Here is a 26,525-nt window from a genome sequence, read left to right on the forward strand (position 1 = left end):
TCCGGTCCCTCAGCTCAGCAACAGCGGGTCCCCCCGGCGGCGGTACACGGAGCCGAACCGGGCGTCGATCCGCAACCAGGTCGGCAGGATCCGCACCCGGATCATTTCGTCCGCCCCGACGGCATCCGGTGACTGCGGCAGGAAACCCATTGCGGTCAACGCGAACACGCACCGCATGGGCAGGCCCACGCTGGCATCGGCGGAGCTCACCTGGATGACTTCCTGGTCGAGTAGCGAGACGGGCGGGCCGTGCGAACTGCCGTGCTCCTTGGCGAGGCGCGCGCCGCGCTGCGCCAGGTCGAGTACCACCCGGGCGGGGATGTCCTCGAGGTGGGTGAAGCCGGAGTCCGGCGGCAGGGCACCCCGCCACGCGGAGTCCATCGCGAAACCCGGATCGACGAAGCCCGCGTCGTCCATCGCCGACAGGCCGCGCGCCAGGGCGTCCGCGCCCACCGACAGATCCTCGGGCCGCACCTCGCCGGCCACCACCCGGCTGGCCAGAACGTCGAAACCCGTTGCCACCCAGGCCGTCAGCAATCCGGGCGGGCGCGCGCGAAGTCGAATCACCGCGGCGTCGTCGAGACGCATCGCGTAATCGACGAACGCGGTCAGGTCCCTGCGCTGGGTGGCCGGGTCGCGTGGCCCCAACCAGAGTCCGCGGTCAACTACCGGATCCACCGCTGCAAATACTCCCGATGGTGTGGGGAGAGCCGCACCAGCCGCTCCTCCTCGATATGGACGGCGGCCAGTTGCGACTCGGCGATGACGGCGGGCTTGGATTCCGGGTCCGCGGACACCGAGCGCACCTCGTAGCCCAGCGTGAAGTCGACCGCCCGCAACCGCTTGGTCCACATCGTCACCTGCAGCGGCGAATCGACCAGCCGCAGCTGACCCTTGTAGGTCACCTTGACTTCGGCGATCAGCAACCCGATGGTCAAGATGTCGACCTCGAACGCTTCACGCAGGAATTGGACGCGCGCCTCCTCGAGGATCGTGACCATCGTGGCGTGGTTGACGTGCTGATACATGTCGATGTCCGACCAGCGGACCGGTACGGGGGCTACGAAGCCGACGCTCAACTCGACGATCCTCTTCCGCTCGTGCGGGTCATGCGCCGGATCTGACGCGCGGCCACCGACAACGTCGCGAGATCCTTCTCCCCGCTTTCCTGGATCTCCACCAGCGTGCGGCGCGCCCGCTCCACCCGCGACGCGGACAGGTGTTCCCACTCCGCGATCTTCTCCTCGCCACTTTCGTCGGGCTCCCCCACGGCGAGCACGTCGAAGCACAGCGACCGCAGCGAGGCGTAGATGTCGTCGCGAATCGCCAAGCGCGCCAGGGAATGCCAGCGGTCGTTGCGGGGCAGTTCGGACACCGCCGTCAGCAGGCCGTCGGTGCCCAGCCGGTCCATCAGGGCGAAATAGGTGTCGGCCACCTCGGCGGCGTCGATGTCGTTGATGTCGGCGATGTCGATGATGTCCAGCAGGCTGAAGCGATACAGGCCGGCGGCGATCATGTACGCCAGGTCTTTCGGTGCACCCTGCGAGGAGAACTCGGCGGCCTCCTTCTCGACGATCGCCTTGTCGTCGCCGCGCAGCCACTCCGACATCCGGGGGGTCAGGTCCTTGACCTTGGCGGCGAACCGGTTGATCTCGGCGCCAACGGCCAGCGGCTGCGGACGGTAGTTGAGCAGCCAGCGGCCGGCGCGGTCGATCAGCCGCCGGGTGTCCAGCGTGAGCCGATCCGACAGCGCGACAGGCAGATTCGCCGCCCGGATGCGCCGCCAGATCTCCCCGACGCTGAAGATGGCGTCGGTGGCGACGTAGGTCCGCACCGCGTCGACCGGGCCGACGCCGACATCTTCGGTGATCCGGAACGCGTAGCTGATGCCGGCGGTGTCGACCAGATCGTTGATGAGCATCGTGGTGACGATCTCGCGGCGCAACTGGTGACCGCGGATCTCCGGGGTGAACCGTTCGCGCAGTGGCGTCGGAAAGTATTGGGGCAGCCGGGAAGCGAACACATCCTGCTCGGTCAGTTCGGTGTTCAGCATCTGCTCTTTGAGCCCGAGTTTGACGTGCGCCATCAGCGTGCACAGCTCGGGCGACGTGAGACCGATGCCGGCCTCGCACCGCCGGTCGATCTCCTTTTCCGACGGCAGCGCTTCCAGTTCGCGGTTGAGCCCCCGCTTGTCGACCAGGTATTGAATCTGCCTGCCGTGCACCGGCAACAGGCTGGCCGCATTGGCGCGGCTGGTGCCGATCAGGTCGTTCTGATCCTCGTTGTCGGTGAGCACCAGCTGGGCGACCTCGTCGGTCATCGACTCCAGCAGCGACTTGCGCTCGTCGCGATCGACCCGGCCGGCGGTGACCAGCGAGTCGATCAGGATCTTGATGTTGACCTCGTGGTCCGAACAGTCCACGCCGGCGGAGTTGTCCATCGCGTCGGTGTTGATCCGCCCGCCCGACAGGTCGAACTCCACGCGGCCCAGCGCGGTCACCCCCAGGTTTCCGCCTTCGCCGATCACCTTGGCGCGCACCTGACTTGCGTTGACCCGCACCGGGTCGTTGGCGCGATCGCCCACGTCGGCGTCGGACTCGGATTCGGCCTTGATGTAGGTGCCGATGCCGCCGTTGAACAGCAGGTCGACCGGCGCCTGCAGGATCGCCTTGATCAGGTTCGGCGGGGTCATTTCGGTGACCTCGCCGTCGATGCCCAGCGCGTCGCGCACCTGCGGGCTGACCGGGATGGACTTGTGCTCGCGGCTGTACACCCCGCCGCCCTCACTGATCAACGATTTGTCGTAGTCGTCCCAGCTGGACCGCGGCAGGTCGAACATCCGCCGGCGTTCCTCCCACGACGACGCGGCGTCGGGGTCGGGGTCGATGAAGATGTGCCGGTGATCGAAGGCGGCGATCAGCCTGATGTGCTTGGACAGCAACATGCCGTTGCCGAACACATCGCCGCTCATGTCGCCGACGCCCACCACGGTGAAGTCCTCGGCCTGGGTGTCGACGTCCATCTCTCGGAAGTGGCGTTTGACGGCCTCCCACGCCCCCCGGGCGGTGATCCCCATCGCCTTGTGGTCGTAGCCCACCGATCCGCCGGACGCGAACGCGTCGCCCAGCCAGAACCCGTAGGACTTCGCGACGTCGTTGGCGATGTCGGAGAAGGTGGCGGTGCCCTTGTCGGCGGCCACCACCAGGTAGGCGTCGTCGCCGTCCCGGCGGATCACCTCCGGCGGCGGGCTGACCTTTTTGGTGGCGTGGTCGACGTTGTCGGTGACATCGAGCAGCCCGGAGATGAAGAGCTGATAGCAGGCCACACCTTCGGCACGGGTGGCATCGCGGTCCTCCGCCTGATCGCCGGTGGCCAGCGGCGGCCGCTTGACCACGAAGCCGCCCTTGGCCCCGACCGGGACGATGACCGCGTTCTTCACCGCCTGCGCCTTGACCAGGCCCAGGATCTCGGTGCGGAAGTCGTCGCGGCGGTCGGACCAGCGCAGGCCGCCGCGCGCCACCGGGCCGAAGCGCAAGTGGACGCCTTCCACGCGGGGCGAGTACACGAAGATCTCGTACTTGGGGCGTGGCAGCGGCAGCTCGTCGATGAGCTGGGCATCCAGCTTGAGGGCCAACACGTTTCGCGCACGCGCCGAACCCTCGCGCGTGACGAAGTAATTGGTGCGCAACGTGGCCTGGACCAGGGAAGCGAACGCGCGCAGGATGCGGTCGGTGTCCAGACCCACGACCGCGTCGATGTCGGCGGCGACCGCCGCGGCGGCGGCCTGCGCGTCGCGACTTGTCGGCGACCCCGCGGAAATAGAAGCCTTGGGATCGAAGAGCGCTTCGAACAGCGTGACCAGCGACCGCACGGTCGAGGGGTGCTCGTTGAGCACCGCTTCGATGTGGGACTGGCTGTAGGGAAAACCAGCCTGTCGCAGGTATTTTGCGTAGGCGCGCAGCAGCACGACCTGCTGCCAACTCAGCCGCGCGCGCATGACCAGCTCGTTGAACCGGTCGATCTCCACGCGGCCCTGCCAGATGGCGGTGACCGCGTCGGCAAAGCGTTGCGCGGTCGCGTCGCGCTCGGCGGCCGTGGTCGCCGGCTTGATGGTGGGGTGCGGCGAGATCTTGAACTGGTAGATCCACACCGGCAGCCCGTCCGGGCGGGTCACGGTGAAGGGCCGCTCCTCGAGGACCACGACGCCCATGCTCTGCAGCATGGGCAGCAGCTGGCTCAGCGAGGCGGTGCGCCCACCCAGGAACCAGGTCAGCTGGGCCGCCCCGTCCTCGCCGCGTTCGGAGAACAAGAGCTTGACCGAATTATCTTGCAGCTCTTTGATTATGCCGATGTGCTCGATCGCGTCGACGGGGGTGACGGACTGTTTGTAGGCCTCGGAGAACGCGTTCGCATAGTGCTCGACCTCGGCGTGCTCGACGGCCCGGTCCGCGGCGGCGCCGATCAACCGGTCGGTCCAGGTTCGCGCCGCCTCGCTCAGCATCCCCTGGATGCGGACCCTGTTCTCCTCCGAGACATCCACCGGCGCAGCCTCTTCGGGCAGCCGGACCATGAAATGCATCAGGGCCCAGGGTGATTCGCTGACGCGGGCGGTGAATTCCAGTCGCGTGCCGCCGAACTCGCGGACCAGGATGTCCTCGATCTGCAACCGCACCTGTGTGGTGTAGCGGTCGCGTGGCAGATAGACCAGGCAGGAGACGAAGTATTGGAGCCGGTCGGCGCGCAGGAACAACAGCGCCCGCCGTTGGGATCCCAGATCCACCACCGCTTTGGCCATCGCCAGCAGCCGCTCGGCGCTCAGCGTGAAAAGTTCGGAGCGCGGGACGGTTTGGATGACGTCGAGCAGCAGCTGGCCGGGGTGGATAGGGTCGCTGTCGGCCATGGTGAGCGCGTCGCGCACCCGGGTGGAGACCGTCGGGATTTCCAGGACGTCGGCGTTCATGGCTGCGACGGTGAACAACCCGACGAAGCGGTGCTCGACGATGCCGTCGTCGCCGCCGACGTTCTCGCGAACCGCGATGGCGTACGGGTAGGCGCCGTAGCGCAGATAGCTGCCGACCACCGATTGCGCCAACACCAGCATCTTGTCGTCGTCGGTCAGCCGGGGGCGGGAACCGGTGCGGGTGCGCAGGACACCCAGGCCGGGTGACCCGTCACCGGAGACCAGACCCTCGTGCACGCGGCAGCGCTGGTAGCCCAGCAGCAGGAAATTCCCGTTACCCAGCCAGCGCAGCAGCGCCGCGACGTCGTCACGGTCGGGGGCCGAGAAGTGGCCGTGCTCGTTGGTTTCGACGTCGGCGGCCAGCCCGCTCAGGGTGGCGATCAACGCGCCCGCGTCGCTGGCGACCTGCTGCACGTCCGAGAGGACCTTGGGCAGCAGCCGTTGGACCTCGGCGAGACCCTTGCCGTCGACGGACGGCAGCAGCTGCACGTGTATCCACGCCTCCCCCAGGTATTGCGGGGCCCCGGGCGGCTTCGGTTCGACGGTGACCAGGTCGCCGCTCGGGTTGCGGTGCACCTCGAACACGGGCGTCATGATGGCCGTGTAGGGCACACCGAGCCGGTGCAGCAGCACCGTGACGGAGTCCAGCAGCATGCCGCCGTGGTCGGTGACGACTTGCATCGCGGGCCCGATTCCGGTCGGGTCGTCCGACGGGTAGACCGCGACGCGGCTTTCACCGGCGGGACGGTGCTGCCCGAGCCGATAGTGGGCGCCCAGCATGGCGGGAGTCACGATGGCGGCCGGAACGGTCAGGTCGATCGGACCGGATTCGGCGACTCCCGGCTGGTCGCCGTGCGGACCGCGATAGCTCTCGATGTAGGCCTTCGCGATCCAGTCCGGGATGTCCTGCTGCTGGGTGAACGTGGTCCACGGCTGGAGGGCCTGCTTGGCTCCGGGATCGATCGTCATGCCGATGGCTCCCAACTCGCGACCATTGCCACTGTGCTCAACCGCCCGCTCCTGTGCCGCCGTGCCGCCGCATCGCCGTCGAGGGGCAGCGCAGCTGACACTAGTCGCGCGTGAGCTTCCGGTGGGTCACTCTGTGCGGTCGCGCCGCGTCGACGCCGAGCCGTTCGACCTTGTTCTCCTCGTATGCGCCGAAGTTGCCCTCGAACCAGAACCACTTGGCCTCGTTGTCCTCGTCGCCCTCCCAGGCCAGGATGTGGGTGCAGGTGCGGTCCAGGAACCAGCGATCGTGGGAGATCACCACCGCGCAGCCGGGGAATTTCTCCAAGGCATTCTCCAGCGAACCCAGCGTCTCGACGTCCAGGTCGTTGGTCGGCTCGTCGAGCAGGATCAGGTTCCCGCCCTCTTTCAGCGTGAGCGCCAGGTTCAGCCGGTTGCGCTCGCCGCCGGACAGCACGCCGGCCGGCTTCTGCTGGTCGGGCCCCTTGAACCCGAAGGCCGAGACGTAGGCGCGTGACGGGATCTCGTTCTGGCCGACCTCGATGTAGTCGAGGCCGTCCGAGACGACCTCCCACACGGTCTTCTTGGGGTCGATGCCGGCGCGGGACTGGTCCACGTAGCTGAGCTTGACGGTCTCGCCGACCTTGACGGTCCCGCTGTCCGGCTGCTCGAGCCCGACGATGGTCTTGAACAGGGTGGTTTTGCCGACGCCGTTGGGGCCGATGACGCCCACGATGCCGTTGCGGGGCAGGGTGAAGGACAGGTCCTTGATCAGGGTGCGCCCGTCGTAGCCCTTGTCGAGATGCGAGACCTCGACCACCACGTTGCCCAGCCGCGGCCCGACCGGGATCTGGATCTCCTCGAAGTCGAGCTTGCGCGTCTTCTCCGCCTCGGCGGCCATCTCCTCGTAGCGCTGCAGGCGGGCCTTGTTCTTCGCCTGGCGCGCCTTGGCCCCCTGCCGCACCCAGGCCAGCTCCTCGGTCAGCCGCTTCTGCAGCTTGGCGTCCTTGCGGCCCTGCACCGACAGCCGCTCGGCCTTCTTTTCCAGGTAGGTCGAGTAGTTGCCCTCGTAGGGGTAGGCGCGGCCGCGGTCGAGCTCGAGGATCCACTGGGCGACGTTGTCCAGGAAGTACCGGTCGTGGGTCACCGCCAACACCGCGCCCGGATACGCGGCCAGGTGTTGTTCGAGCCACTGCACGCTTTCGGCGTCCAGGTGGTTGGTCGGCTCGTCGAGCAACAACAGGTCGGGCTTGGCCAGCAGCAGCTTGCACAGCGCCACCCGGCGCCGCTCGCCGCCGGACAGGTTCGTCACCGGCTCGTCCGGCGGGGGGCAGCGCAGGGCGTCCATGGCCTGTTCGAGCTGCGAGTCGAGGTCCCACGCGTCGGCGTGGTCGAGCTCCTCCTGCAGCCGCCCCATTTCCTCCATCAACTCGTCGGAGTAGTCGGTGGCCATCAACTCGGCGACCTCGTTGAAGCGGTCCAGCTTGACCTTGATGTCGCCGAGCCCCTCCTCGACGTTGCCCCGCACCGTCTTCTCTTCGTTCAGCGGCGGCTCCTGCTGCAGGATGCCGACGCTGGCGTCCGTGGCGAGGAAGGCTTCGCCGTTGTTCGGCTTGTCCAGCCCGGCCATGATCCGCAAGACGCTCGACTTGCCGGCGCCGTTGGGGCCGACGACACCGATCTTGGCGCCCGGGTAGAAGCTCAACGTGACGTCGTCCAGGATCACCTTGTCGCCGTGCGCCTTGCGGACCTTTTTCATCGTGTAGATGAACTCAGCCATGCCGCGGTCATGCCTTTCTGGTCTTTGAGAGAGTTCTCGCGACCATCCTAGGCATCGCCCGGGGGGCCGGATTCCGCAGCTAAGCCGACATCGGCAACGGTCCGGTGTCGGCGGACGCGGCGCCGCCCTCGCCGTCGGCGTCCGCACCGGCGGGGCCGGCGGCCTCCGCGGCCGGTGTGGCGGGGTCGGCGGGGGCCGGACCCGTGTAGCCCGGCCGCTCGATGCGCACGATCGCGCGGGACACATCCGGCCCGACGGAAGTGGCCCGCATCTCCAAAGACGAGCGGCGGTTGCCGTCGCGGTCCTCGTACTCGCTGGTGTACACGTGGCCCACCACGATCACCGGCGCCCCCTTGCCCAAGGCGGCGCCGACGCCGGTGACCAACTTGCCCCAGCAGTTGACGTTGATGAACAGGGAGTTACCCGGCTCCCAGCCGCCGTCGGCCGTGCGCCGGCGGGAATTGCTGGCGACGCGGAACTTGATCACCTCCTGCGTGCCCACCTGTCGGCGTTCGGGGTTGGTGACGATGTGTCCGACGACCGTAAGCGGTGTTTCAAACATTGGCTGATCCCTTCTCGGTTGCTATTTCTCTGGTGTGGTGACCATTGACCTCGCCGCAACCGACGGACCGCGCATGAACGGGGCCTAAACCGGCGCTCGACGGGCGGCCCTGTGGACAAAGGCGGGACTGTGGATCAGTCCGATCGCACGTCCGCGGACCACCCGCAGCAGCCGGAACTTGTCGTACCCCGTTGCGATCGTGGGCCCATGTCTTCGACCGCATCTGCCGGCGCTGTGGCAGTGAGTCCCACCGAGCGTTTGGACGAGGTGTTCGAGGAGTTGGCGGAGTTGGCCGGTCAGCGCAACGCGATCGATGGGCGCATCGTGGACCTGGTCGCCGAGATCGATCGTGACGAGCTGTGCGGCATGACCGGCGCGCGCTCCGTTGCGGCGTTGGTGGCCTGGAAGCTGGGGCTGTCCCCGGCCGCCGCGCACACCATCGCCACCGTCGCGCACCGGGCCGAGGAGTTCCCCCGCTGCACGCAGGGGCTGCGCGAGGGGCGGCTGTCGCTGGATCAGGTCGGCGTCATCGCCGCACGCGCCGGCGAGGGCTCCGACGCGCACTATGCGGAGCTGGCGCGAGTGGCCACGGTGCACCAACTGCGAACCGCGATCAGCCTCGAACCGCGCCCTGACCCCGGTCCCCGGCCCGAGCCAGAGCGCTCGTTCACGAAGACGTCCACCGAGCGGGGCAGCTGCTACCGGATCACCCTCCCGCCTCCGGACGCCGCGAAGTTCGACACCGCGTTGGCGTCACACCGGGACGCGCTGATCGCCGAATGGAAACAAGACCGCACCGACGGAGCGTCCGAAAGCGCGCCGCCGCTGCCGGGCACCGCCGAGGCGTTTGTGCGGCTGGTAGAGGCCGGCTGGGATGCCGAGGCGGCCCGGCGGCCGCATGGGCAACACACCACCGTGGTGGTGCACGTCGACACAGAGAAGCGCGCCGCGGCACTGCATCTGGGTCCGCTGCTGTCCGACGCCGAACGCCGCTACCTGACCTGTGATGCCACCTGTGAGGTGTGGTTCCACCGAGACGGCCAGCTCATCGGCGCGGGCCGAACCACGCGCCAGATAAGCCGACGGCTACGCCGCGCGCTGGAGCACCGCGACCGCACGTGCGCTGTGCCCGGCTGCGGCGCGACCCGGGGTCTGCACGCTCACCACATCTGGCACTGGGAAGACGGCGGCCCCACCGAGCTGACCAACCTCGTGCTGGTCTGTCCCTATCATCACCGGCTGCACCACTCCGGGGGCATCACCATTGTCGGACCCGCACACGATCTGACCGTCACCGACGCCGCCGGGCGCGCACTGAGTCCGGGATCGCTGGCGCGCCAACCCACCGGACCGCCGCCCGCCGTTCCACCGTGCCCGGGACCGATCGGCGAACGCGCCGATAGGTGGTGGTATGACCCCTACCAGCACAAACCACCACCGTCCAACAACTAGTCCGTCGCCGAAGCCGAGAACCGCGCACGGACCGAGAGCCGCTCGAGGCCCGCACCGCAGCACCTTGTCACTGGGGCTTTGCATGTCCCGGCGCGTCGCGCCGCGCCAACTCGGCCAGCATCGCGTTGTAGGCGACCAGCTCGGCGTCATCGTCGCGCTCGGCGGCGCGGTCCAGCCGCCGGGCGGTGCGGTCGTCGCTGCGCGCCCACTGCACCAGCAGCGCCAGCATCACGATCACCAGGGGCAGTTCCCCGGCCGCCCAGGCGATGCCGCCGCCCAGCCGCTGATCGCCCAGCAGGTCGGTGTGCCAGCTCAAACCGAGTGACCGGTAGTAGTCGGCGCCGAGCACCCTGCGGGTGCCCATCAGCACCACCCCGAAGAACGCGTGCAGCGGCAACGACGCGAACACCACGCCCACCTTGGCCAGCGGCGGGATCGGCCGCGGGGTGGGGTCGACGCCGATGACGATCCAATAGAACAGGTAGCCGCTGAGCAAAAAGTGCACGTTCATCGCCAGGTGCCCCGCGTGGCTGCCGACGGCGGTGTCGAACAGGGTCGACAGGTACAGCCCGTAGAACCCGGCGACGAAGAGCACGGTCGCGACGACGGGGTTGGTGAGGAACCGCGACAGCCGGCTGTGCAGCGCGGCCAGCAGCCATTCCCGCATGCCGGGCGGGTCGTCACGGCCGGCGGCGGGCAACGCCCGCAGGGCCAGGCTCACCGGCGCGCCGAGCACCAGCAGGATCGGGACCAGCATCGACAGGCCCATGTGGGCGACCATGTGGACGCTGAACATCGCCGGCATGTAGCGACCGATGCCCGAGGAGGTGACGAACAGCAGGGCCAGGCAGCCGAGCAGCCAGGCCGTGGTCCGGCCGGGCGGCCACGCGTCGCCGCGGCGGCGCAGGCGCAGCACGGCGGCCACGTAGAGGCCGGCGAGCACGATCGCGGCGGTGCCGAAGATCAGATCGAAGCGCCAGTCGAACAGGATGCGCGCCGGCGTGGGCGGGCCGTTGAAGTCGTAGCCGATCTCGGCTTCGGGTATCGAGGGCAGCCGGGCCGGCGGTGGCGGCGGCGGGGTGCGGCCCAGCCCGACGGCGACGCCGAAGGTGAGGCCGAAGACGGCGGCCTCGGTGAGCGCCAGCCGAAGCAGGACGCGGCGCGCGCCATCCGGCTCGGCCCGCAACCGGCCGACCGAGGAGCGCCGCTGACGCCAGCCCAGCACGCCCAGCACGCACAGCGCGAGGAACTTCGCGACCACCAGGCGCCCGTAATCGGTGGTCAACAGGTCACCGAGCGGCACGCGCACCACGGCATTCATCACGCCGCTCAGCGCCATCGCGACCCAGCACCACAGCGCGACCGCGGAGAACCGCCGCGCCGCCAGGGCGAGGTGCCCACCGCCCCGCAAGCCGTAGGCCGCCAACGCCAGCAGGCCGCCGGCCCACAGGCCGGCGGCCACCAGGTGGATCAGCAGGCTGTTGGTGGCCAGGTCGTGCGACCCGCCGGCCGACGAGTGGCCGGTCAGCCCCAGCGGGATGAGCGTCAGCAACGAGCCGGCGAACAGCAGCGGCGTCCACGACCAGCGCAGCACCGGCAGACTGGCCAGCATCACCAGCGCGGCCAGCGCCGCGGTCCACCGCCAGGCCGACGCGGTGGTGACCAGGCCCGCCACCGACCAGATGCGCACCGGGTTCAACAGCGCGCCCAACGGTCGGCCCGACACGTCCGAAACGGTCAGCGGCACCAGCAGCGCCGCACACACCGCCCAGACCCCGGACGCGACCGTTCCCAGGCGAAGCGCCCGGTACCCGTCGGCGTCCAGGACGCCGCTGCGCTGCGGGGGCACCAGAAACGCCGCGAACAGGAACGCACCGACGGCCAGCACCGCGGCGAGCTCCCCCGCCGCCCGGACGAACGGCAGCCCCAGCGTGGTTGCCGGGCCCGGGTTCGGCAACCCCGTGGCGCTCAGCGAGTCGGCCAGCGACAGCGCGCCGATCCCGGCCGCCGTGCAGCCCGCCAACACCGCCACGCCGATCAGCAGCGGCCACGCCGGCGCGCGCGGGGTGCTCAGCGACCGATCGACCGTCATGCAGCCAGGGTATGGGCGCGAACCCGCGGCTACCGAGCCAGGCGCTCCTGGCGCGCTCTGGCCTCGCGGGCGACGAACTGGTCGCGCGAGATCCGCCCGACGTAATCGGAGTCCCGCAGGATGTCCCGCAGCTCCGCCCGAAACGCGGTCCGCCGTTCGGCGAGGTCGGCGGCGGGCGCGATCAGGTCCTGATCGACGACGACCTGATACGCGGTGGCGAACAACAACGTCGACACCGATTCGCTGCTGCGGACCCGGGTTTGCGCCACGTATTGCCGGCCGACGCCGAGCGCCGACTCGGTCAATTCCTTCTGCGCGACGTCGGCCGGCGCGTCGCGCAGCACGTCGGCAACGATCTCGTAGGCCTCGAAGAACACCCGCAACATCGCGTCCGCCATCAACGGACGCTTGGCGAACAGCAGCTCGTCGATCTCCTCGCCGCCGGCGCTGACGTGGGCCTCCCAGTTGTCATGCCAGGCCATCTCTTCGGCGATGTTGTCGCGAAACGCCGCCGAATCCGCGAAGTAGAAGTCGAACTTGAGCAGGTCGCGCAGGCGCATAGCCTGATCCCAGAACGCCTGCATGCGGTCGCCCTCGACGTGCCGGGCGTGGGCCAGGGCGAGTTCGACGATCGAGGTTTCCAGGAAGGCATGGATCAGCGAGTTGCGGTAGAACGCGGCCGCGTGCTGCTCGTCGGGGGCGATGCGCCACACCGGTTCCCGGCCACCGTCGACCCGGGTGATGGGGTGCCCGTTGGACAATGCGTCGACCGCCGCCCGCACGCCCTCACGCGAGCGCAGCCGCAACGCGCTCGTCGACATCGGGTTGTGTTTGCGTTCAAGGTAATCCAGCGAGTCCTGCAGGGTGTGGTGCAGCTGACCCAGCGTCAACGCCGCGCCGCGGGTGGTCAGCAGTAGCGCGCACACCAGGCCCGTCGCCGTCACCGGGGTCGCCTGCAGTATCCGCCAGGCGACCTCGAACGACATCTTCTGCAGCGCAAGCCGTTTGGCGTCCTGGTCGTGCGCCATCGGGCCGTGCGTCGGGCCCAGGTACTGGCGCATCGAAACTGCTTCGGGGAAGCGGACGTAGATCTTGCCGTAGTTGCGTTCGCCCTGCGCCCTGATGAAGTTGTACAGCCAGCCGACCCCTTCGGGCGTCTTCTCCCCGCCGCGGGCGTAGGCGGCGTATTCGGCGGTCTCGTGCAGCTGGTCGAAGCTGATGGACACCGGCTGCAACAGGATGTCTTCGCTGCGGCCGTCGAGATAGGCGTCGGCCACGTAGGCCAGCAACCCGAGTTTGGGGGGCAGCATCTTGCCGGTGCGCGAACGCGTGCCCTCGATGGACCAGCTCAGGTTGAACCGCTTCTCCACTATGTAACCCACGTACTCGCGCAAAACGTACTTGTAGAGCGGGTTTTCGCCGATGTTGCGCCGAATGAAGATGACGCCCGACCGGCGCAGCAGCGGCCCCATCGCGCCGAACGCCAAGTTGATGCCGGCGAACACGTGCACGGGCGGGAGCCGGTTCTCCTGCATCGCCACCGGCACCACCGCACCGTCGATGTAGGAGCGGTGCGAGAACAGCAGCACCGCGGGGTGGGTTTCCAGGGCGGCGCGCATCGCCGCGACCTGGTAGCCGTCGTAGTCGATCTCGGGGTCGAATCCGCGGCTGAGCGCCCTCCCCAGGACGCCGACCAGGTCGACCGACACCCGGCTCCAACCGGTGGAGAGCTCATCGAGCATCTCGCCGGCTTGTTCGACGGTCGCGCCGGGGATTTTCTTCAGCCCGGCACGAAACCGGCTGGACTCCAAGATCTCCGGCTTCACCAGGCGCGGCGACTTGTACTGCGGCCCCAGGATTCGGTACTCGACACGCTCCAACGCCAACAGCGCGCGACGGATGACGAATCGCGCGAAGTCGCTCTCGTTCTCGCCGACGGTGATGTCGCGCCACTGCTGGCGGAGTTCGGAGACCTTCGCCGGTTCCCCGGCCACCACCCGCGCCCGCTGCGGAGCGGTGCGCATGATCTTCAGTTGCTGACGTTCGTTGGGGGCGTAGGGGTCCCGCCCCGGCAGCAGGCCGGCGAGCTTGGCGATCCGGCCGCGGTCCGGTGGCGGCAGCCAGAACACCCGCACCGGCACGATCCAGCGGTCGCCTGCCGCGTCGTCACCGGCCTGGAGCTGCCCGATCAGCGGGCTCAGCGCCTCGGGCGCCGCGTTGGGCGGTGGCAGTTCCAAGACGTCGAACCTGGCCGCCGGCTTGTCGGCGCGTTGTTGCGCCATCCAGGCCGTCACCAGTTCTCTCTCGACCGGAGAGCTCATGGACGCCAACACCAGCGAGTCTTGGCCGGTGAGGACCGCGGTGGTGTCCGCGGCCAGTTCGGTCACGGCCGCCCTTCGGTCGGCGGTTCGGCGCGCAGCGCCGCGTCGGCGGGCCGTTGCGCCTCACCGTCTTTGAGGGCGGCCTGCGACTCGTGCGGATTCGCCTTGGCGGGCTTGGCTTTCGGCGCGGCCTTCTTCGCCGTCGCCTTCTTCGCCGGTGCCTTCTTCGCCGGAGCCTTCGCGGCCGCGGGCTTCTTCGCGGGGGCCTTGGCCTTGGCCGCCGCCTTCTTCTCCGCGTAGAGGTCAACCTGGGGCAGCTCGTCGACCGGCCAGTTGGCCAGCGTGTCCAGATACAGCTGGCGGACCTCGGCGATGCGCTCCGCCAGGTTCTCGACCGTCCAGTCCTGCACCGAGATCGGCGGGAACACCGCGACATCGACCGTGCCGGGGTTGATGACGGTGGAGTTGCGGGCGGCGACGAGCTCGGCGTTGCGAATCACGATCGGCACGATCGGGATTCCGGCCGCCATCGCGAGGCGGAACGGGCCCTTCTTGAACGGCCCGACTTCCGTGGTGTCCACCCGGGTGCCTTCCGGGGCGATGACGATGGACAGCCCCTTGCGGGCCCGGTCCTCGACCTCGTGCATCGTCTCCACCGCGGCCGCGGGGTCGTCGCGGTCGATGAACACGCCGTCGAGCAGCTTGCCCAGCGTGCCCATGATGGGGTCCTTCTGGAGTTCCTTCTTGCCCACGCCAATCCAGTTGTCGCGCACCAGCGCACCGGCGATGACCGGGTCGACCTGGTTGCGGTGGTTGAAGATGAACACCGCCGGTCGCTGCGCGGTCAGGTTCTCCTGGCCCATGACGTTGAGCTGCACGCCGGCGATCGCCAACGACAGCTGGGAGAAGGTCGAGGTGAAGAAGTTGACCCCGCGCCGCCGGTTGCGGGTCAGCACGCCGATGCCGACGGCGCCCGCGGCGACCGGGAACATCGAGCCGAAGCCGGCAAGGGTGCGCAGCTGGCGCCGCAGGCCCACCGGCCCGCGGCTGTTGAAGCGCAGGATGGGCCAGCCGCGGCGCTTGGCCACCGCGGCCATCTTGCCCTCGGGATTGGTCGGGCGGGGATTGCCGACCAGGTACATCAGGGCGACGTCCTCGTCCCCGTCCGCGTAGAAGTAGCTGTCCTTGAGGTCGATGCCGTTCTCGGCCGCAAACCGTTGTACCGCAGCGGCTTTGCCGGGCCCCCACAGGATCGGCTTCTGCACGCCGCCGGTGAGTATCCCGTCCTCGGTGGTCTCGAACTTGTTGGTGAGCATGTTCGAGATGCCCAGGAAACGCGCCACCGGATTGACCTGGATGGTCAGCGCCGACGAGCTGAGCACCACGGTGTGCCCGCGAGCGACGTGGGCCCGCACCAGCTCCCGCATCTCCGGGTAGATCCGCGACTCGATCCGCTGCACGAACAGCCGCTCGCCGATCTCCTCCAGGTCGTCCAACAGGCGGCCGGCCAACGCGGCGGCGGCCTTGCCGATGAGGTCCTCGAACTCGATGCGCCCGAGCGTGTGGCTCAGGCCGGCCTGAACCATGCCGAGCAACTCGCCAACGCCCATGTCGCGGCGCAACAACCGCTCCTGGGTGAGGATCACCGCCGTGAAGCCGGCCACCAGCGTCCCGTCCAGGTCGAAGAACGCCCCGATCTTGGGGCCCGGCGGGCTGGCCATGATCTCGGCGACCGAACCCGGCAGGCGCATGTCGCCGGAGGGCCCGCCGTCTCGCCGATCCTTCGGGGCGCTCATGAGCTCTTCGCCGTCCGCGCCGAGGTCGCCGGTTCGTTGAACGAGGCGGGCACCGCCTGCGGCGCCCCCTCGCCGGCCAGCGCGAGGATTTCGTCGAAACCCTCCAGCAGGCATTGGGCGAACAATGGCTCGTTGCGCACCGACGCCCGGTCGTAGCGCACGGTGATGGTGCACCACCCGCCCCGCGAGATCAGCACCACCATCATCGCCACCCCGGGCAGCGGCCCGATCCCGTACTGCCGCAACACCTTTGCCCCGGCGATGTAGGTGTCCCCGGGGTAGACCGGGACATTGCTGGCCTGCACGTCGGAACCGATCACCGAGCCGGTGATCCCCTCGAGCACCGCGGTCGGCAGGACGCTGAGAAGCGGCGCGACCGAACCGACGATGTTCATCGCGGGCTCGTCGCGGCGCTGCGTCATCTGCGCGCGGATCTTCTTCATCCGCGACACCGGGTCGACCGTGCCCACCGGGGCGGCCAGGTTGACGCCGGTGAACCGGTTGCCGCCGGCCGTGTCGGCGTCGGCCCGCAGGTTGACCGGCACCGCCATCGGCAGCGTGCTGATCGGCACGCCGAGCGCCTCGTGGTAGCGCCGCAGGGCGCCGCACAGGCCGGCGAGGTAGGCGTCGTTGATCGATCCCCCACCGGCCTTGGCGGCCTTGTGCAGATCGGAGAGCGGGATGTCGATCGCCTCGGTGCGGGTGGCCAGGCTGCGCCGCCGCAGCAGCGGCGACGGCTCGGCCGCCCGGTTGAGCACCCGCATCCCGGACATCGCGTAACCAACGATCCCGGACACGGTGGGCCCCGGTTCCAGAACCACCCGGCCCGCCGCCGACACCGCCCCGGACAGCGCGGTCAGGACGCCGCCGACCACGGCGGAGGGCAAGTGGTTAATGCCTTGCCGCATCAGGTCATTGGAGGTCAGGTCCTGCGGAATGGGCAGCGGGGGCGTCGGCTTGGCAGGCGGATCACGCTCGAGGTCGTAGATTTCGGCGAACATCTGCACCCCGCCGACGCCGTCGGTGACCGCGTGGCTGACGTGCAGCAGCGTCGCGGCCCTCCCGCCGGCCAGGCCCTCGACGAGGGTGGCCGTCCACAGCGGCCGGGAGATGTCCATCGGCGACTGCAGGATCACCTCGGCGAGGTTGAAAACGTCGCGCAGTGTGCCGGGTTCGGCCACCCGCATGCGGCGCACATGGAATTCGAGGTTGAAATCGGGGTCCACCACCCAGCGCGGCGACGCCGTCGGCAGCGTCGGCACGACCACCTTCTGCCGCAGGCGCAGCACCCGTCGCGAGGCGTTCTCGAATCGGGTCAGGAATCTATCCCAGTCCGGGGTGGTGTCGAGCAGCTCCAGCGCCATGATCCCCGACCGGGTCCGGGGATTCGCTTCGCCCCGATGCATCAGATAGTCGACCGGTCCGAGCTGGTCGGACAGCTTCACGACCTCGACGGATTCAGCCATGATCTCCCGCCCGACGCGTCAACCCTGTCACCGAAGATCAAGCCTCCTGCCTCGGACCCGCCTGCGCAATCGCCAACACAACGCTAGTCGGGTTGCCGCGCTGGTGAAAGGAGCGGTCGGGCCAGGCGGGTCAGCTGGCCGAGGTTGCGGGCAGCGGGACCGAGTCCAGCAGCGAGCTGACGCGCCGGCCGTAGACGACGCCGAGGAAATCGGCGACCGCGTCGGCGGCCAGCCGCGATCGCACCGTCGACAGGATGTCGAACGCGTGGTGCGCGTTGTCCAGCTCGGCGTGGGCGACCGTGGCGGCGCCGGCCGCACGCAGCGCCGCGCAGAAGGCCCGGGCCTGGCCGCTGGGAACCAGCTCGTCCTTCTCGCCATGCAGCACGAAAAACGGCGGCGCCTCGCTGTGCACGTAGGACACCGGCGACGCCGCCTCGAACCGCTCGGGCTCGTCGGCGTAGCGGGCCTTGACCACGAATTGCTCGAGGAACGGCAGCATCAGGTCGTGCATGTTGTCGAAGTCGGTGAAGTCGTACACCCCGTAATAGGGCGCGACGGCCTGAACCGTCGTGTCGGCGTTTTCGAATCCGGGCTGGTAGGCGGGGTCGTTCGGGGTGAGCGCGGCCAGGGCGGCCAGGTGTCCACCCGCCGACCCGCCGGTGATCGCGATGAAGTCGGGATCGCCGCCGTAGTCGGCGATGTTCTGGCGGACCCAGGCGATCGCCCGCTTCACGTCGATCAGGTGCGCGGGGAACGTGGACCGGGGGCTCTTGCAGTAGTTGATCGACACGCAGATCCAGCCGAGTTCGGCCATGCGGCTCATCAGCGTGTAGGCCTGGACGCGCTTGTCGCCGACGGTCCACGCCCCACCGGGAACCTGGATCAGGACCGGCGCGCGTCGCCCCGGCGCCATGTCATGGCGTCGCCAGATGTCGAGCAGGTTGTCGCGCCCGTTCGGGCCGTAGGAGATGTTCGACGTCTGCGCCGCGTACCGGCGGTGCGGCCCGGGCCTGCCCAACACGCCGCCGCGGGGGGCGCAGACGGGATTGACGCCGGCCGGATGGCGCACCTGCTCGCGGAAGTCCGGGCCGAAGGACTCCTCGAGCGCGGCGGTGAGGGCCCGGTCCGCCCGCTGTGCCGCCCAGCTGGCGCCGACGCGACCGATGGACGGGTGCGAGACCCGCGACAGGGCGTGGCCGGTCAGGACGTGCGGCGGAAATTCCGTGGAGATCCAGCCGACGAGGCAGCCCAGCGCGAACGGCGAGCCGCGCAGCAACAGCGTGCCGGCCCGGTAGGCGTCCATCGCATCGGCGGCCAGGCGTAATGCCTGGGTACCGGCCCACGAGCACCGTGAAGTCAAGTGCATGGTCACGCTCATAGCAACGCCACCCCTCGACGGTTTGCACACGCCTCGTTGCGGTTAACGGCCGATTACCGGCCGGTGTTGTACGTGTGTCGAGGGTCCCAACCATAGCCGATAACTGCTCGGCGCGAACGCTTTTCGTGCGCGCCGCCGCGGCGAGTCGTGTCGCGACACGCCGTTGGAATAGACTGACCTGCGCATTGCCTCCGTAGCTCAGGTGGATAGAGCAAGGGCCTTCTAATCCCTAGGTCGCACGTTCGAGTCGTGCCGGGGGCACCCGTCAGCCGTCGTGGCTCGTGACCGCCGCGCGGCCGGCTACTTGACCATCGTGAACTGGCAGACGTTGGTGTAGCCATCGCGGAACAGGTCGGAGCAGCCCCGCAGGTAGTGCATGTAGATGTCGTAGGTCTCCTGCCCCTTCAACGCGATCGCCTCGTCCTTGTGGGCCTCGAGGGCGTCCGCCCACGCGTTCAGCGTCGGCACGTAGTTCTTGCCGATGAAGTGGTGGCGCTCGATCTGGAAACCCGCCTCGGTCGCATACCGATCGATCTGGTGCACCTGCGGCAACCTGCCGCCCGGGAAGATCTCCTTGAGGATGAAGCTGATGAACCGCAGCAGGGTCATCGTCGTCTTCAGGCCCAGCGCGTTGACCTCGTCGGTGGTCGGCACCACGATCGAGTGCAGCAGCATCCGGCCCCCGTCGGGCAGCAGGTCGTAGAACTTCTTGAAGAAGACGGCGTACCGCTCGTATCCGGCGTCGCCCGCCCCGTCGGCGAAGTGCTCGAACGCGCCCAGCGACACGATCCGGTCGATCGGTTCGTCGGGAAATTCCTCCCAGCCCTGGATCCGCACCTCCATGCGGCGGGGACTGTCGATCTCTTTGAACTTCTCCACGTCGTGTGCGTACTGGTTCTCGCTGAGCGTCAGGCCGACGACGTTGACGTCGTACTCGGCCACCGCGTGCCGCATCGTCGAACCCCAGCCGCAGCCGATGTCGAGCAGCGTCATGCCGGGCTCCAGGTTGAGCTTGTCCAGGGACAGCTTGCGCTTCGCGTACTGCGCCTCTTCCAGCGTCTTGGTCAGATTCTGCGGGTCGGGATGTTCGTCGAAGTAAGCGCAGCTGTAGGTCATCGACGGGTCAAGCCAGAGCTTGAAGAACTCGTTCGATTTGTCGTAGTGCGACCGGACCTTCTCGACCGGTGGCTTGAGTCGCGCACTTCCCGCGTTCCCCTGAGCGGACATTGACAACGCCCCTAACTTTCGAGCGGATACCGATGGGTTTCTGGTGGTTAAAGTGATCCTCCCCCCAAAAAAGTCTAGGTAAACGCGCCTGCACTTCCCGTCAACTCGTGTGCCACCGCATCGAATGCGCGCAGGGTGTCCAACATGTGCGGCTCATGCGAGTGCGGCTGGGTGGACAGCTTGGCGGCGACGACCTCCGCGGCGCGGTTGACGTAGACCATCTGACCGCACATGCCAAGGCACAAAACAACATTGGCACCCGGGTAGGGAAACCACATTTGGTTGCGGTACATCCCGCCGGGCAGATCGGTGTCGTGGTCGGGGCTGGCGGCGAACGCCTCACGTGAGTCGGGTCCCCCGTTGAAGGTGTCGGTGAGCCACGCGGGCGGCACCACCTGTTGGCCGGTCAACGAAACACCGTCGCGCAGGAACAAGGAGCCGAACCGGATCATGTCGGTAAGGCAGGCGCTGATACCCCCGTCGAAGAACCCGGTGCCGTCCGGGTCGACGCCGATGGTGGCGTCGCGGTGGGCCCCGATGCGGCTCCACAGCACCTCCGACATGAGCCCGGGCATCCGCTGGCCGCTGGCGGCCTCGCAGATCCAACCGAGCACATCTGTTTCACACGAACGGTATTCGAACGGGCCGCCGTGAGAAGCCTTTCGCCGCAAGGTGAGCAGGAAGTCCCGCAGCGTGCCGGGGTTGTCCGGGCGGCTCTTGGGCGCCCAGCCCATCGCCTGGTCGAGGAGATGAATCTCGGCGGCCGGGTCGCCGTAATCCTCCGAGAAGGCGATGCCCGACCTCATGTCCAGCAGGTGACGCACGGTCGCGCCGGCGTAACCGCAATCGGCAAGCGCGGGAATGTATTTCGTGACTGGCGCGGCGAGGTCGATGGCACCGGCCCCGTGCAGAACACCGACCACGGTCGCCACCAGCGACTTGCTCACCGAAAACAGCAGGTGTCGGGTGTCGGGTGCCATGCCGTCGAGGTATTCCTCGACGACCAGCGACCCGCGATGGGCGACGGCCCACCCGTCGGTGACGGTCGCGGCCATCACGGCGCCGACGGTGCTGGCCGACCCGTTGGTGTCGGTCAGCGGGATCTCGGCCAGGGGGGCGGGGGCGGCGGGTATCGCCGCGACCGGGCCGGCCCCCCGCGAGATCACCGCGGTCGGCACCATGTCTTCGATGTGCTGGAACGACCAGCGCGAGTAGGGCGGCGCGAGCCAGTTGTCGAGTGAAATCCCGGCAGGGCGAGTCACGCGCGCGCGACAAGCCGGGAAACGATGGGCGCGGCCGGCGTCAGGGGCGTCGAGGTGAACTTCGCCTTCATGCCCTTGACCCAGCGCTGGCAGCGGTCGCTCAGCTGATAGTCGTCGGTCTGCAGGTGTGAGCGGGTGACGAGCACGCCGAGCTGGGCGCCCTCGGAACGCAAGTCGCCCGGCGCGGCGACCCGCATGTAAAAGGCCTCGGACCCGTCGAGCAGCGTCGCCCAGTCATTGGCGGTCCGCGAAAAGGAGACCCGGCCGTCGTCGTCGAGGCGCCAAACCCCCGTCCGCGGCGTCGCGGTGAAGATCTCGATATCCGGCGACGTCTCCGTCAGGATCACCTGGCCCCAGACCTCGTCCTCGCCGTAGCCCCGCTCCCAGCGCTCGTTGATCTCGTCGATGTCGAGCTCGTAGTCCACGTCCATGTATTCGAGCAGGTGGAACAGGAACAGCGGCATGTCGGCGTAGGCCTCGGTGGTCAGGTTCGTCATCGGACTGGCGCCGGACAGGCGCGGATTCACCTCGCCGAGGTAAAGCTCGTCGGAGTCGAGATCGTGCAGGAGGTCCACCTCGAAGTAGCCGAGGTATCCCTCGCGGCGCATGACGTCGCCGAGCTTGGTCACCATTTCCCGCGCGGCGTGCGTCTGGGCGGGCGGCAGCACCTCGTGCCAGATGTCGTTGCCGCACCAGCTGCCCCGGCTCGGAGTGAGCTCGGAGTAACCGACCAGACTCGTCATCGCGGGGCCGACCACGGTCCCGTGGCGGGTCACGGCCCCCTCGAGGCACACCTCCACGTTGCGGATCCGCTTCATCACTTTGAGTTCCTGCCCGACGAGGTCGCCGGCGTGCTCGTCCCAGTCGCGCTGACCGTGCACGAAGAACGTCCCGCTGCCGGCGTTGCCGTAGGCGATCGAGATGACCAGGTCGTCGCCCAAGCCGGCGTCGTGGGCGAGCGCCAGGAGTTCGTCGTAGGTACCGGCCCGCCCGATCGTGTTGGGCACACTGGGCACCCCTGCCTCGTCGGCCAGGCGCGTCATCACGATCTTGGAGCCCAGGCGCTCGCGGAGCTCGATCGGCGGGTGCATGATCTCGAGGCCCGCCGACCGGGCGAGGGCCTGAATTTCCGCGTTCATCATCACGAAACAGCACTTGCCGCCCGGACCTTTGCCGGCGATGAACTCGATCGTCTCGGGGTCGGACAGGAGGTGGCTGCAGACGTCGTCCATGGAATCGAAATCGCGGCGGTCACGTCGGCGGGGCACGAACACGCGCGAGTGGGTGCCCTCGAACGAGTCAAAGTAGGTCAGGTAGAAGAAGTTTCGTATCCAGCGGTCGACGCCGAGCAAGTTGAACGGCGTCGGCGAGACGAAGAACAGCGGGACCTTGTTCGTGTGGAAGAACGCGCGGATGTCCGAGAGGCCTTTGAGCGGGCCGCGCCGCTGCGGCTCCGGCACCATCACGCCACCCGCGCTGGCGCTGCACCCAGCGCATCGGCAATGCAGTCACTTACGTTCATTGCACAAGTGTGACCCCGGATGGCCCGCGGCACTGGCCTAACGGAGTTCCTTGATGAACTCTTTCGCCAAAGGTCCAGCGGAGGCCGGGTTCTGACCCGTGAAGAGATTGCGATCTTTTAACGTGTAGGGCTTCCAGACCTCACCGCGGGAGAAGTCGACGCCCATCTTCACCAGTTCGTCCTCGGCGGTCCAGCGGGCCTTCGCCCGCAGCCCCACCCCGTCCTCTTCGTCATTGGTGAAGGCGGTGACTTTGTACCCGGCGAACGGCGACGCTCCATTGCGCCGGGTGGCCATCATCGCGACCGGCGCGTGGCAGACGATGGCCAGCGGCTTGCCGGACGCGAGCGCCGCGGTCAGCAGCCGGCCCGAGTCGGCGTCCTGCCAAAGGTCCTCCATCGGGCCGTGCCCGCCCGGGTAGTAGACGGCGTCGTAGTCCTCGAGGCGGGCGTCGGCCAGCTCGATCGGTCGGCGCAACTCCTCGGCGGAGCGCAGGATCTCCTCGAGTTCCAGGGCGATCTCTTCGCTGCCGGCCATCGACGGGCGCAGGCTCATCACATCCACATGCGGCACAACGCCTTTCGGGGTGGCGACCACGACCTGGTGACCGGCGTTGGTGAGCTCGCGGTAGGGGGCCGCGAACTCCTCGGCCCAGTAGCCGGTCGGATGCCTGGTGCCGTCCTTCAGCGTCCAGTAACTCGCGCCGCTCACCACGAACAGAACCTTCGCCATCGCGCTTCCCCTCGTTATCCGCACCGGATTGACCCACCCCAGCGTCGCCGAACTCGTCTGGCGGTGCAATACGGCGGGGCGGCGCATTCTCCATATGCCGTAGATGGGGGCGCGCGCACCGCGGCGCGTCCAAAGACAGCGGCCGGAAACCGGCATTTAACAAGTGCCGAACCGACCGTTCGTTCTAGCGTTTGCCCATTTGAGGGTTGGGGAACAACAATTGGCGTGTCGTACGAGCGGATGACGCCAGCAGGGGGATCATGACTTAAAGGCGTCTCTATTCGAGGGGTGGTCGATGATGACGTCGGACGACTGGCAACCGGTGGTACGAGTTGGAGAACCCAAATTCGTAGCCGGCCTGGGAAATAGGATAAAAGTTGAGGTCAAGACGCGGGGGTGGCTAAGCCGGGACTGGCGCGGCTACTTCGGTTCGCAGGTATCGCAGCAACGGCTCGATGCCAGGTACTCGTCGTATCCCTGTTGGGATGAGATCCAGTGCATAGAGGGCACCTGTGCGCTCGACGAGGCGGAGCAGTACATCGAAATGATCGATGCGGCAATCCACTACGCGAACAATCGGTTGCGCCACGACGCGATGCCGGCCACAGCGCTGCAGGGGCCCGTGCGGGACCACCGGACGTTTGGGGTCAGACGGCGCCAGGCGGCGCTGGACCAGCTGGCAAAGCGGTTGGCACGACCCGACCCGGTCGAGAGTGAACTGACCGCGACTTAAAGCGCGACAATTCATTACGTCGCTGAATTATTTCCATGCAATTCGGTAGGCCCGCGCGCCCGTCCGCGGGAAGGTGCCGCAAACGCATTTGCGTTTGCACGGCCATTTTTTCCGCGGTGGGGCCTCGCTCGTATCGTGTGCGCCACGCAAATCCTCGCGGCGGCTCGCACAATACGAGTGCCGTTAAAGGGCACGGCCAGAGCGGGGGCCGCCATTCACGCCCGGCCGCTGCCGTGCGTTTCTTTCGCACCCGCCGCCCGGCCCCCCGGCCATCCACCGCAGCTTGCTGCTGCGAAACGGGCGAAATCCGGTCGGCGCGACCCCGACCGCCCGTATGCACGCCGCGCAGTACCCTTACCGTGGCCCGGAATAGCAGCCGACGGCACGGCAATCGTGCGTCGCCCGGGGCCGCCAGCCCAAGCCGCGGAGGTGCCCGATGGCCGAATCCGACCCCGTCTTGTTCACCGTCGAGCGCCGCGTCGCGGTCATCACCGTCAACGACCCCGACCGGCGCAACGCCGTCACCGCCGAGATGTCGGCTCGCCTGCGCGCGGCCGTCGAGCGGGCCGAGGCCGACCCCGACGTTCACGCCGTGGTGGTCACCGGAGCCGGCAAGGCGTTTTGCGCGGGCGCGGACCTGAGCGCGCTCGCCGTTGCGGGCGGTGACAAAGCCGAGGCGGGTCTGCAACAGCTTTACGACGGCTTCATGGCCGTCGGCGGTTGCCGGCTGCCCACCATCGCCGCGGTGAACGGCGCGGCCGTCGGCGCCGGACTGAATCTCGCGCTGGCGGCCGACGTGCGGATCGCCGGGCCGGCGGCGTTGTTCGACGCCCGCTTCCAAAAGCTGGGGCTGCATCCCGGCGGCGGTGCGACCTGGATGCTCCAGCGAGCCGTGGGGCCGCAGGTGGCCCGCGCGGCCCTGTTGTTCGGCATGCGCTTCGACGCCGAAGCCGCCGTGCGGCACGGGTTGGCGCTGTCCGTCGCCGACGATCCGGTGGCGGCGGCGCTGGAGCTCGCCGCCGGGCCCGCGAACGCCCCGCGCGAGGTCGTGCTGGCGACCAAGGCCACCATGCGCACGACCATCAGCCCGGGATCGGTGGATAACGAGCAGCACGTCTGGGCCATGCGCACCGAGCTCGGGCCGCAGGCCTACTCCATCCAGTCACCGGAATTCGCCCAGCGACTGGCCGCGGCGCAACGCCGGTAGCGCCGACGCAGGTTCGGAAGTTGGGATCGGTAGCGATTCGGCAAAAGTGTGCTTTGCTACGAAGACGCCGACAGGCGTGGCGCCCTAGCGAAGGACATGCCCGTGGAGATCACCCAGACCCTCACCCGACTCGCCGCTGGGGCCCTGTTGGCCAGCGGCCTCGCGACGGCCGGAACGGCTCTGGTCGAAGGCATCGCCCAGGCCCAGCCGGCCCCCGCGCCGCGGGTCTACTGGTGCCCCAATCAACCGTGGAACCCGGCATGGGGCGAAAACAGATACTGGAATCAGTGCTGGGACACCGACAACCCGCCGCCGTACCCGCCCCCGCCGCCTTCGCGCGCGCCCAGCTTCAACTGCGGCCTGTTCTGGTGCCCCGTACCGCCGCACCCCTGAGCCGTCAGAGGTCGAGCAACGCGGTCATCGGCGACTCGATCAAGTCCCTCAGCTCGGTGACGAATCGGGCCGCCTGGGCGCCGTCCGCGACGCGGTGGTCGAACACGCAAGTCAGCGTCATCGTCGGGCGCACCACCACCTGATCGCCGACGGCCACCGGGCGCGGCTTGATCGCGCCCATCCCCAGGATGGCCGCCTCGGGGTGGTTGATCACCGGCACGCCGTCGTCGGCGCCCAAAGCCCCGAAGTTGGACACGGTGAACGTGGACCCGCGCATCTCCCCCGGCGTCAGGATGCCCTCGCGCGCCCCGGCGATCAATTCGGCCGTCCGGCCGGCCAATTCGCGGGTGGTCTTGGTATGCGCGTCGGCGATCACCGGGACCAACAACCCGCGATCGGTGGCCACCCCGAACCCCAGATGGACCAGATGCTCGACGCGCACGTGCGGGCCATCGGGTGAGTCCACCCATGTCGAGTTGAGAATCTCGTTGTGGCGCAGCGCGATCACCAGCAGCCGCAAGGTCAGCACGAACGGGGTGATCCGCTGATCCGCCGACGCTCGGTCCGACAGCCGCAACAGTTCGGAGCAGTCAACCGCGACGCTGACCTTGGCGGCCGGGATCTCCCTGTGCGACAACGTCATTTTCTCGGCCATCCGGGCCTGCACGCCGCGGACCG

19 protein-coding genes and 1 tRNA gene are annotated in these 26,525 nt (G+C 68.4%); 5 read left to right on the forward strand and 15 right to left on the reverse strand.

Going from position 1 to position 26,525, the window contains the following annotated elements:
• Positions 1 to 9: 9 nt before the first annotated feature.
• The 5 genes from A5702_RS21855 to A5702_RS21875 all read right to left on the reverse strand — a co-directional run bounded on the left by A5702_RS21855 (position 10) and on the right by A5702_RS21875 (position 8,268).
• Positions 10 to 678, reverse strand: a complete 669-nt coding sequence (locus A5702_RS21855; protein ID WP_055400156.1) for a hypothetical protein — start codon at positions 676 to 678, stop codon at positions 10 to 12.
• Positions 666 to 1,079 carry a thioesterase family protein gene (locus A5702_RS21860; RefSeq protein ID WP_055400158.1) on the reverse strand — a complete coding sequence of 138 codons (414 nt, stop codon included), beginning with the start codon at positions 1,077 to 1,079 and terminating at the stop codon, positions 666 to 668. Before A5702_RS21860 ends, A5702_RS21855 begins: the two co-directional genes overlap by 13 nt.
• Complete coding sequence (locus A5702_RS21865; RefSeq protein ID WP_068223692.1) at positions 1,076 to 5,929, reverse strand: NAD-glutamate dehydrogenase; 4,854 nt, start codon at positions 5,927 to 5,929, stop codon at positions 1,076 to 1,078. Before A5702_RS21865 ends, A5702_RS21860 begins: the two co-directional genes overlap by 4 nt.
• Before the next feature lie 100 nt (positions 5,930 to 6,029).
• A complete protein-coding gene (gene ettA, locus A5702_RS21870; RefSeq protein WP_055400163.1) occupies positions 6,030 to 7,706 on the reverse strand; it encodes an energy-dependent translational throttle protein EttA in 1,677 nt (558 codons plus the stop codon).
• A gap of 79 nt (positions 7,707 to 7,785) precedes the next feature.
• Positions 7,786 to 8,268: a single-stranded DNA-binding protein gene (locus tag A5702_RS21875; protein WP_068223695.1), complete on the reverse strand. Its 483-nt coding sequence runs from the start codon at positions 8,266 to 8,268 to the stop codon at positions 7,786 to 7,788.
• A gap of 207 nt (positions 8,269 to 8,475) precedes the next feature.
• Here A5702_RS21875 and A5702_RS21880 point away from each other — a divergent pair, with 207 nt between their 5' ends.
• Positions 8,476 to 9,720: an HNH endonuclease signature motif containing protein gene (locus tag A5702_RS21880; protein WP_068223697.1), complete on the forward strand. Its 1,245-nt coding sequence runs from the start codon at positions 8,476 to 8,478 to the stop codon at positions 9,718 to 9,720.
• A 67-nt stretch (positions 9,721 to 9,787) separates the two neighbouring features.
• Here the strand turns inward: A5702_RS21880 and A5702_RS21885 are convergent, their stop codons facing one another.
• The 5 genes from A5702_RS21885 to A5702_RS21905 form a co-directional block, all read right to left on the reverse strand.
• Positions 9,788 to 11,812, reverse strand: a complete 2,025-nt coding sequence (locus A5702_RS21885) for a cytochrome c oxidase assembly protein (protein WP_068223700.1) — start codon at positions 11,810 to 11,812, stop codon at positions 9,788 to 9,790.
• Between the two features lie 29 nt (positions 11,813 to 11,841).
• Positions 11,842 to 14,199 (reverse strand): glycerol-3-phosphate 1-O-acyltransferase, encoded by a 2,358-nt coding sequence (locus A5702_RS21890; protein WP_068223703.1) that lies wholly within the window; start codon positions 14,197 to 14,199, stop codon positions 11,842 to 11,844.
• The gene (locus tag A5702_RS21895; RefSeq protein WP_068223707.1) at positions 14,196 to 15,929 is read right to left on the reverse strand and encodes an HAD-IB family hydrolase/lysophospholipid acyltransferase family protein; all 1,734 of its coding nucleotides are present in this window, start codon (positions 15,927 to 15,929) and stop codon (positions 14,196 to 14,198) included. The genes A5702_RS21890 and A5702_RS21895 overlap by 4 nt, the downstream gene beginning before the upstream one ends.
• The gene (locus tag A5702_RS21900) at positions 15,926 to 17,395 is read right to left on the reverse strand and encodes a wax ester/triacylglycerol synthase family O-acyltransferase (RefSeq protein ID WP_055400175.1); all 1,470 of its coding nucleotides are present in this window, start codon (positions 17,393 to 17,395) and stop codon (positions 15,926 to 15,928) included. The genes A5702_RS21895 and A5702_RS21900 overlap by 4 nt, the downstream gene beginning before the upstream one ends.
• A 130-nt stretch (positions 17,396 to 17,525) precedes the next feature.
• Positions 17,526 to 18,773 (reverse strand): alpha/beta hydrolase, encoded by a 1,248-nt coding sequence (locus A5702_RS21905; protein WP_055400177.1) that lies wholly within the window; start codon positions 18,771 to 18,773, stop codon positions 17,526 to 17,528.
• Positions 18,774 to 18,960: 187 nt separating this feature from the next.
• Here A5702_RS21905 and A5702_RS21910 point away from each other — a divergent pair.
• Positions 18,961 to 19,034 (forward strand) — tRNA-Arg (locus A5702_RS21910).
• 39 nt (positions 19,035 to 19,073) lie between these two features.
• Here A5702_RS21910 and A5702_RS21915 read toward each other — a convergent pair.
• From A5702_RS21915 to A5702_RS21930, 4 genes are all read right to left on the reverse strand, one after another.
• A complete protein-coding gene (locus A5702_RS21915) occupies positions 19,074 to 20,000 on the reverse strand; it encodes a cyclopropane mycolic acid synthase family methyltransferase (protein ID WP_068223711.1) in 927 nt (308 codons plus the stop codon).
• Between the two features lie 74 nt (positions 20,001 to 20,074).
• Complete coding sequence (locus A5702_RS21920; RefSeq protein WP_068223714.1) at positions 20,075 to 21,262, reverse strand: serine hydrolase domain-containing protein; 1,188 nt, start codon at positions 21,260 to 21,262, stop codon at positions 20,075 to 20,077.
• The gene (locus tag A5702_RS21925; RefSeq protein WP_068223726.1) at positions 21,259 to 22,725 is read right to left on the reverse strand and encodes a biotin carboxylase; all 1,467 of its coding nucleotides are present in this window, start codon (positions 22,723 to 22,725) and stop codon (positions 21,259 to 21,261) included. Before A5702_RS21925 ends, A5702_RS21920 begins: the two co-directional genes overlap by 4 nt.
• Positions 22,726 to 22,821: 96 nt before the next feature.
• Positions 22,822 to 23,514 carry a type 1 glutamine amidotransferase domain-containing protein gene (locus A5702_RS21930; RefSeq protein WP_055404862.1) on the reverse strand — a complete coding sequence of 231 codons (693 nt, stop codon included), beginning with the start codon at positions 23,512 to 23,514 and terminating at the stop codon, positions 22,822 to 22,824.
• Positions 23,515 to 23,812: 298 nt separating this feature from the next.
• Here A5702_RS21930 and A5702_RS21935 point away from each other — a divergent pair, with 298 nt between their 5' ends.
• The 3 genes from A5702_RS21935 to A5702_RS26515 all read left to right on the forward strand — a co-directional run bounded on the left by A5702_RS21935 (position 23,813) and on the right by A5702_RS26515 (position 25,847).
• Positions 23,813 to 24,247: a hypothetical protein gene (locus A5702_RS21935; RefSeq protein WP_055404876.1), complete on the forward strand. Its 435-nt coding sequence runs from the start codon at positions 23,813 to 23,815 to the stop codon at positions 24,245 to 24,247.
• A gap of 436 nt (positions 24,248 to 24,683) precedes the next feature.
• Positions 24,684 to 25,454, forward strand: coding sequence for an enoyl-CoA hydratase (locus tag A5702_RS21940; protein WP_068223717.1), 771 nt, complete (start codon positions 24,684 to 24,686; stop codon positions 25,452 to 25,454).
• Positions 25,455 to 25,556: 102 nt separating this feature from the next.
• A complete protein-coding gene (locus A5702_RS26515; RefSeq protein ID WP_156349677.1) occupies positions 25,557 to 25,847 on the forward strand; it encodes a hypothetical protein in 291 nt (96 codons plus the stop codon).
• Positions 25,848 to 25,851: 4 nt separating this feature from the next.
• Here A5702_RS26515 and A5702_RS21950 read toward each other — a convergent pair.
• Positions 25,852 to 26,525: dihydrolipoamide acetyltransferase family protein (locus A5702_RS21950; protein ID WP_197506656.1), on the reverse strand; the 674-nt coding region annotated here is incomplete at its 5' end.

Origin of the sequence: Mycobacterium sp. E3339, from assembly GCF_001666915.1 — a bacterium.
In the GTDB taxonomy this organism is placed as follows: Bacteria; Actinomycetota; Actinomycetes; order Mycobacteriales; family Mycobacteriaceae; genus Mycobacterium.

Coding starts and splice junctions, on each gene's coding strand:
- ettA (WP_055400163.1), bottom strand. CDS start 7,706: ATGGCTGAGTTCATCTACACGATGAAAAAGGTCCGCAAGGCGCACGGC.
- A5702_RS21905 (WP_055400177.1), bottom strand. CDS start 18,773: ATGAGCGTGACCATGCACTTGACTTCACGGTGCTCGTGGGCCGGTACC.
- A5702_RS21880 (WP_068223697.1), top strand. CDS start 8,476: ATGTCTTCGACCGCATCTGCCGGCGCTGTGGCAGTGAGTCCCACCGAG.
- A5702_RS21935 (WP_055404876.1), top strand. CDS start 23,813: ATGACGTCGGACGACTGGCAACCGGTGGTACGAGTTGGAGAACCCAAA.
- A5702_RS21900 (WP_055400175.1), bottom strand. CDS start 17,395: ATGGCTGAATCCGTCGAGGTCGTGAAGCTGTCCGACCAGCTCGGACCG.
- A5702_RS21925 (WP_068223726.1), bottom strand. CDS start 22,725: ATGGTGCCGGAGCCGCAGCGGCGCGGCCCGCTCAAAGGCCTCTCGGAC.
- A5702_RS21915 (WP_068223711.1), bottom strand. CDS start 20,000: ATGTCCGCTCAGGGGAACGCGGGAAGTGCGCGACTCAAGCCACCGGTC.
- A5702_RS21885 (WP_068223700.1), bottom strand. CDS start 11,812: ATGACGGTCGATCGGTCGCTGAGCACCCCGCGCGCGCCGGCGTGGCCG.
- A5702_RS21930 (WP_055404862.1), bottom strand. CDS start 23,514: ATGGCGAAGGTTCTGTTCGTGGTGAGCGGCGCGAGTTACTGGACGCTG.
- A5702_RS21865 (WP_068223692.1), bottom strand. CDS start 5,929: ATGACGATCGATCCCGGAGCCAAGCAGGCCCTCCAGCCGTGGACCACG.
- A5702_RS21940 (WP_068223717.1), top strand. CDS start 24,684: ATGGCCGAATCCGACCCCGTCTTGTTCACCGTCGAGCGCCGCGTCGCG.
- A5702_RS21895 (WP_068223707.1), bottom strand. CDS start 15,929: ATGAGCGCCCCGAAGGATCGGCGAGACGGCGGGCCCTCCGGCGACATG.
- A5702_RS21875 (WP_068223695.1), bottom strand. CDS start 8,268: ATGTTTGAAACACCGCTTACGGTCGTCGGACACATCGTCACCAACCCC.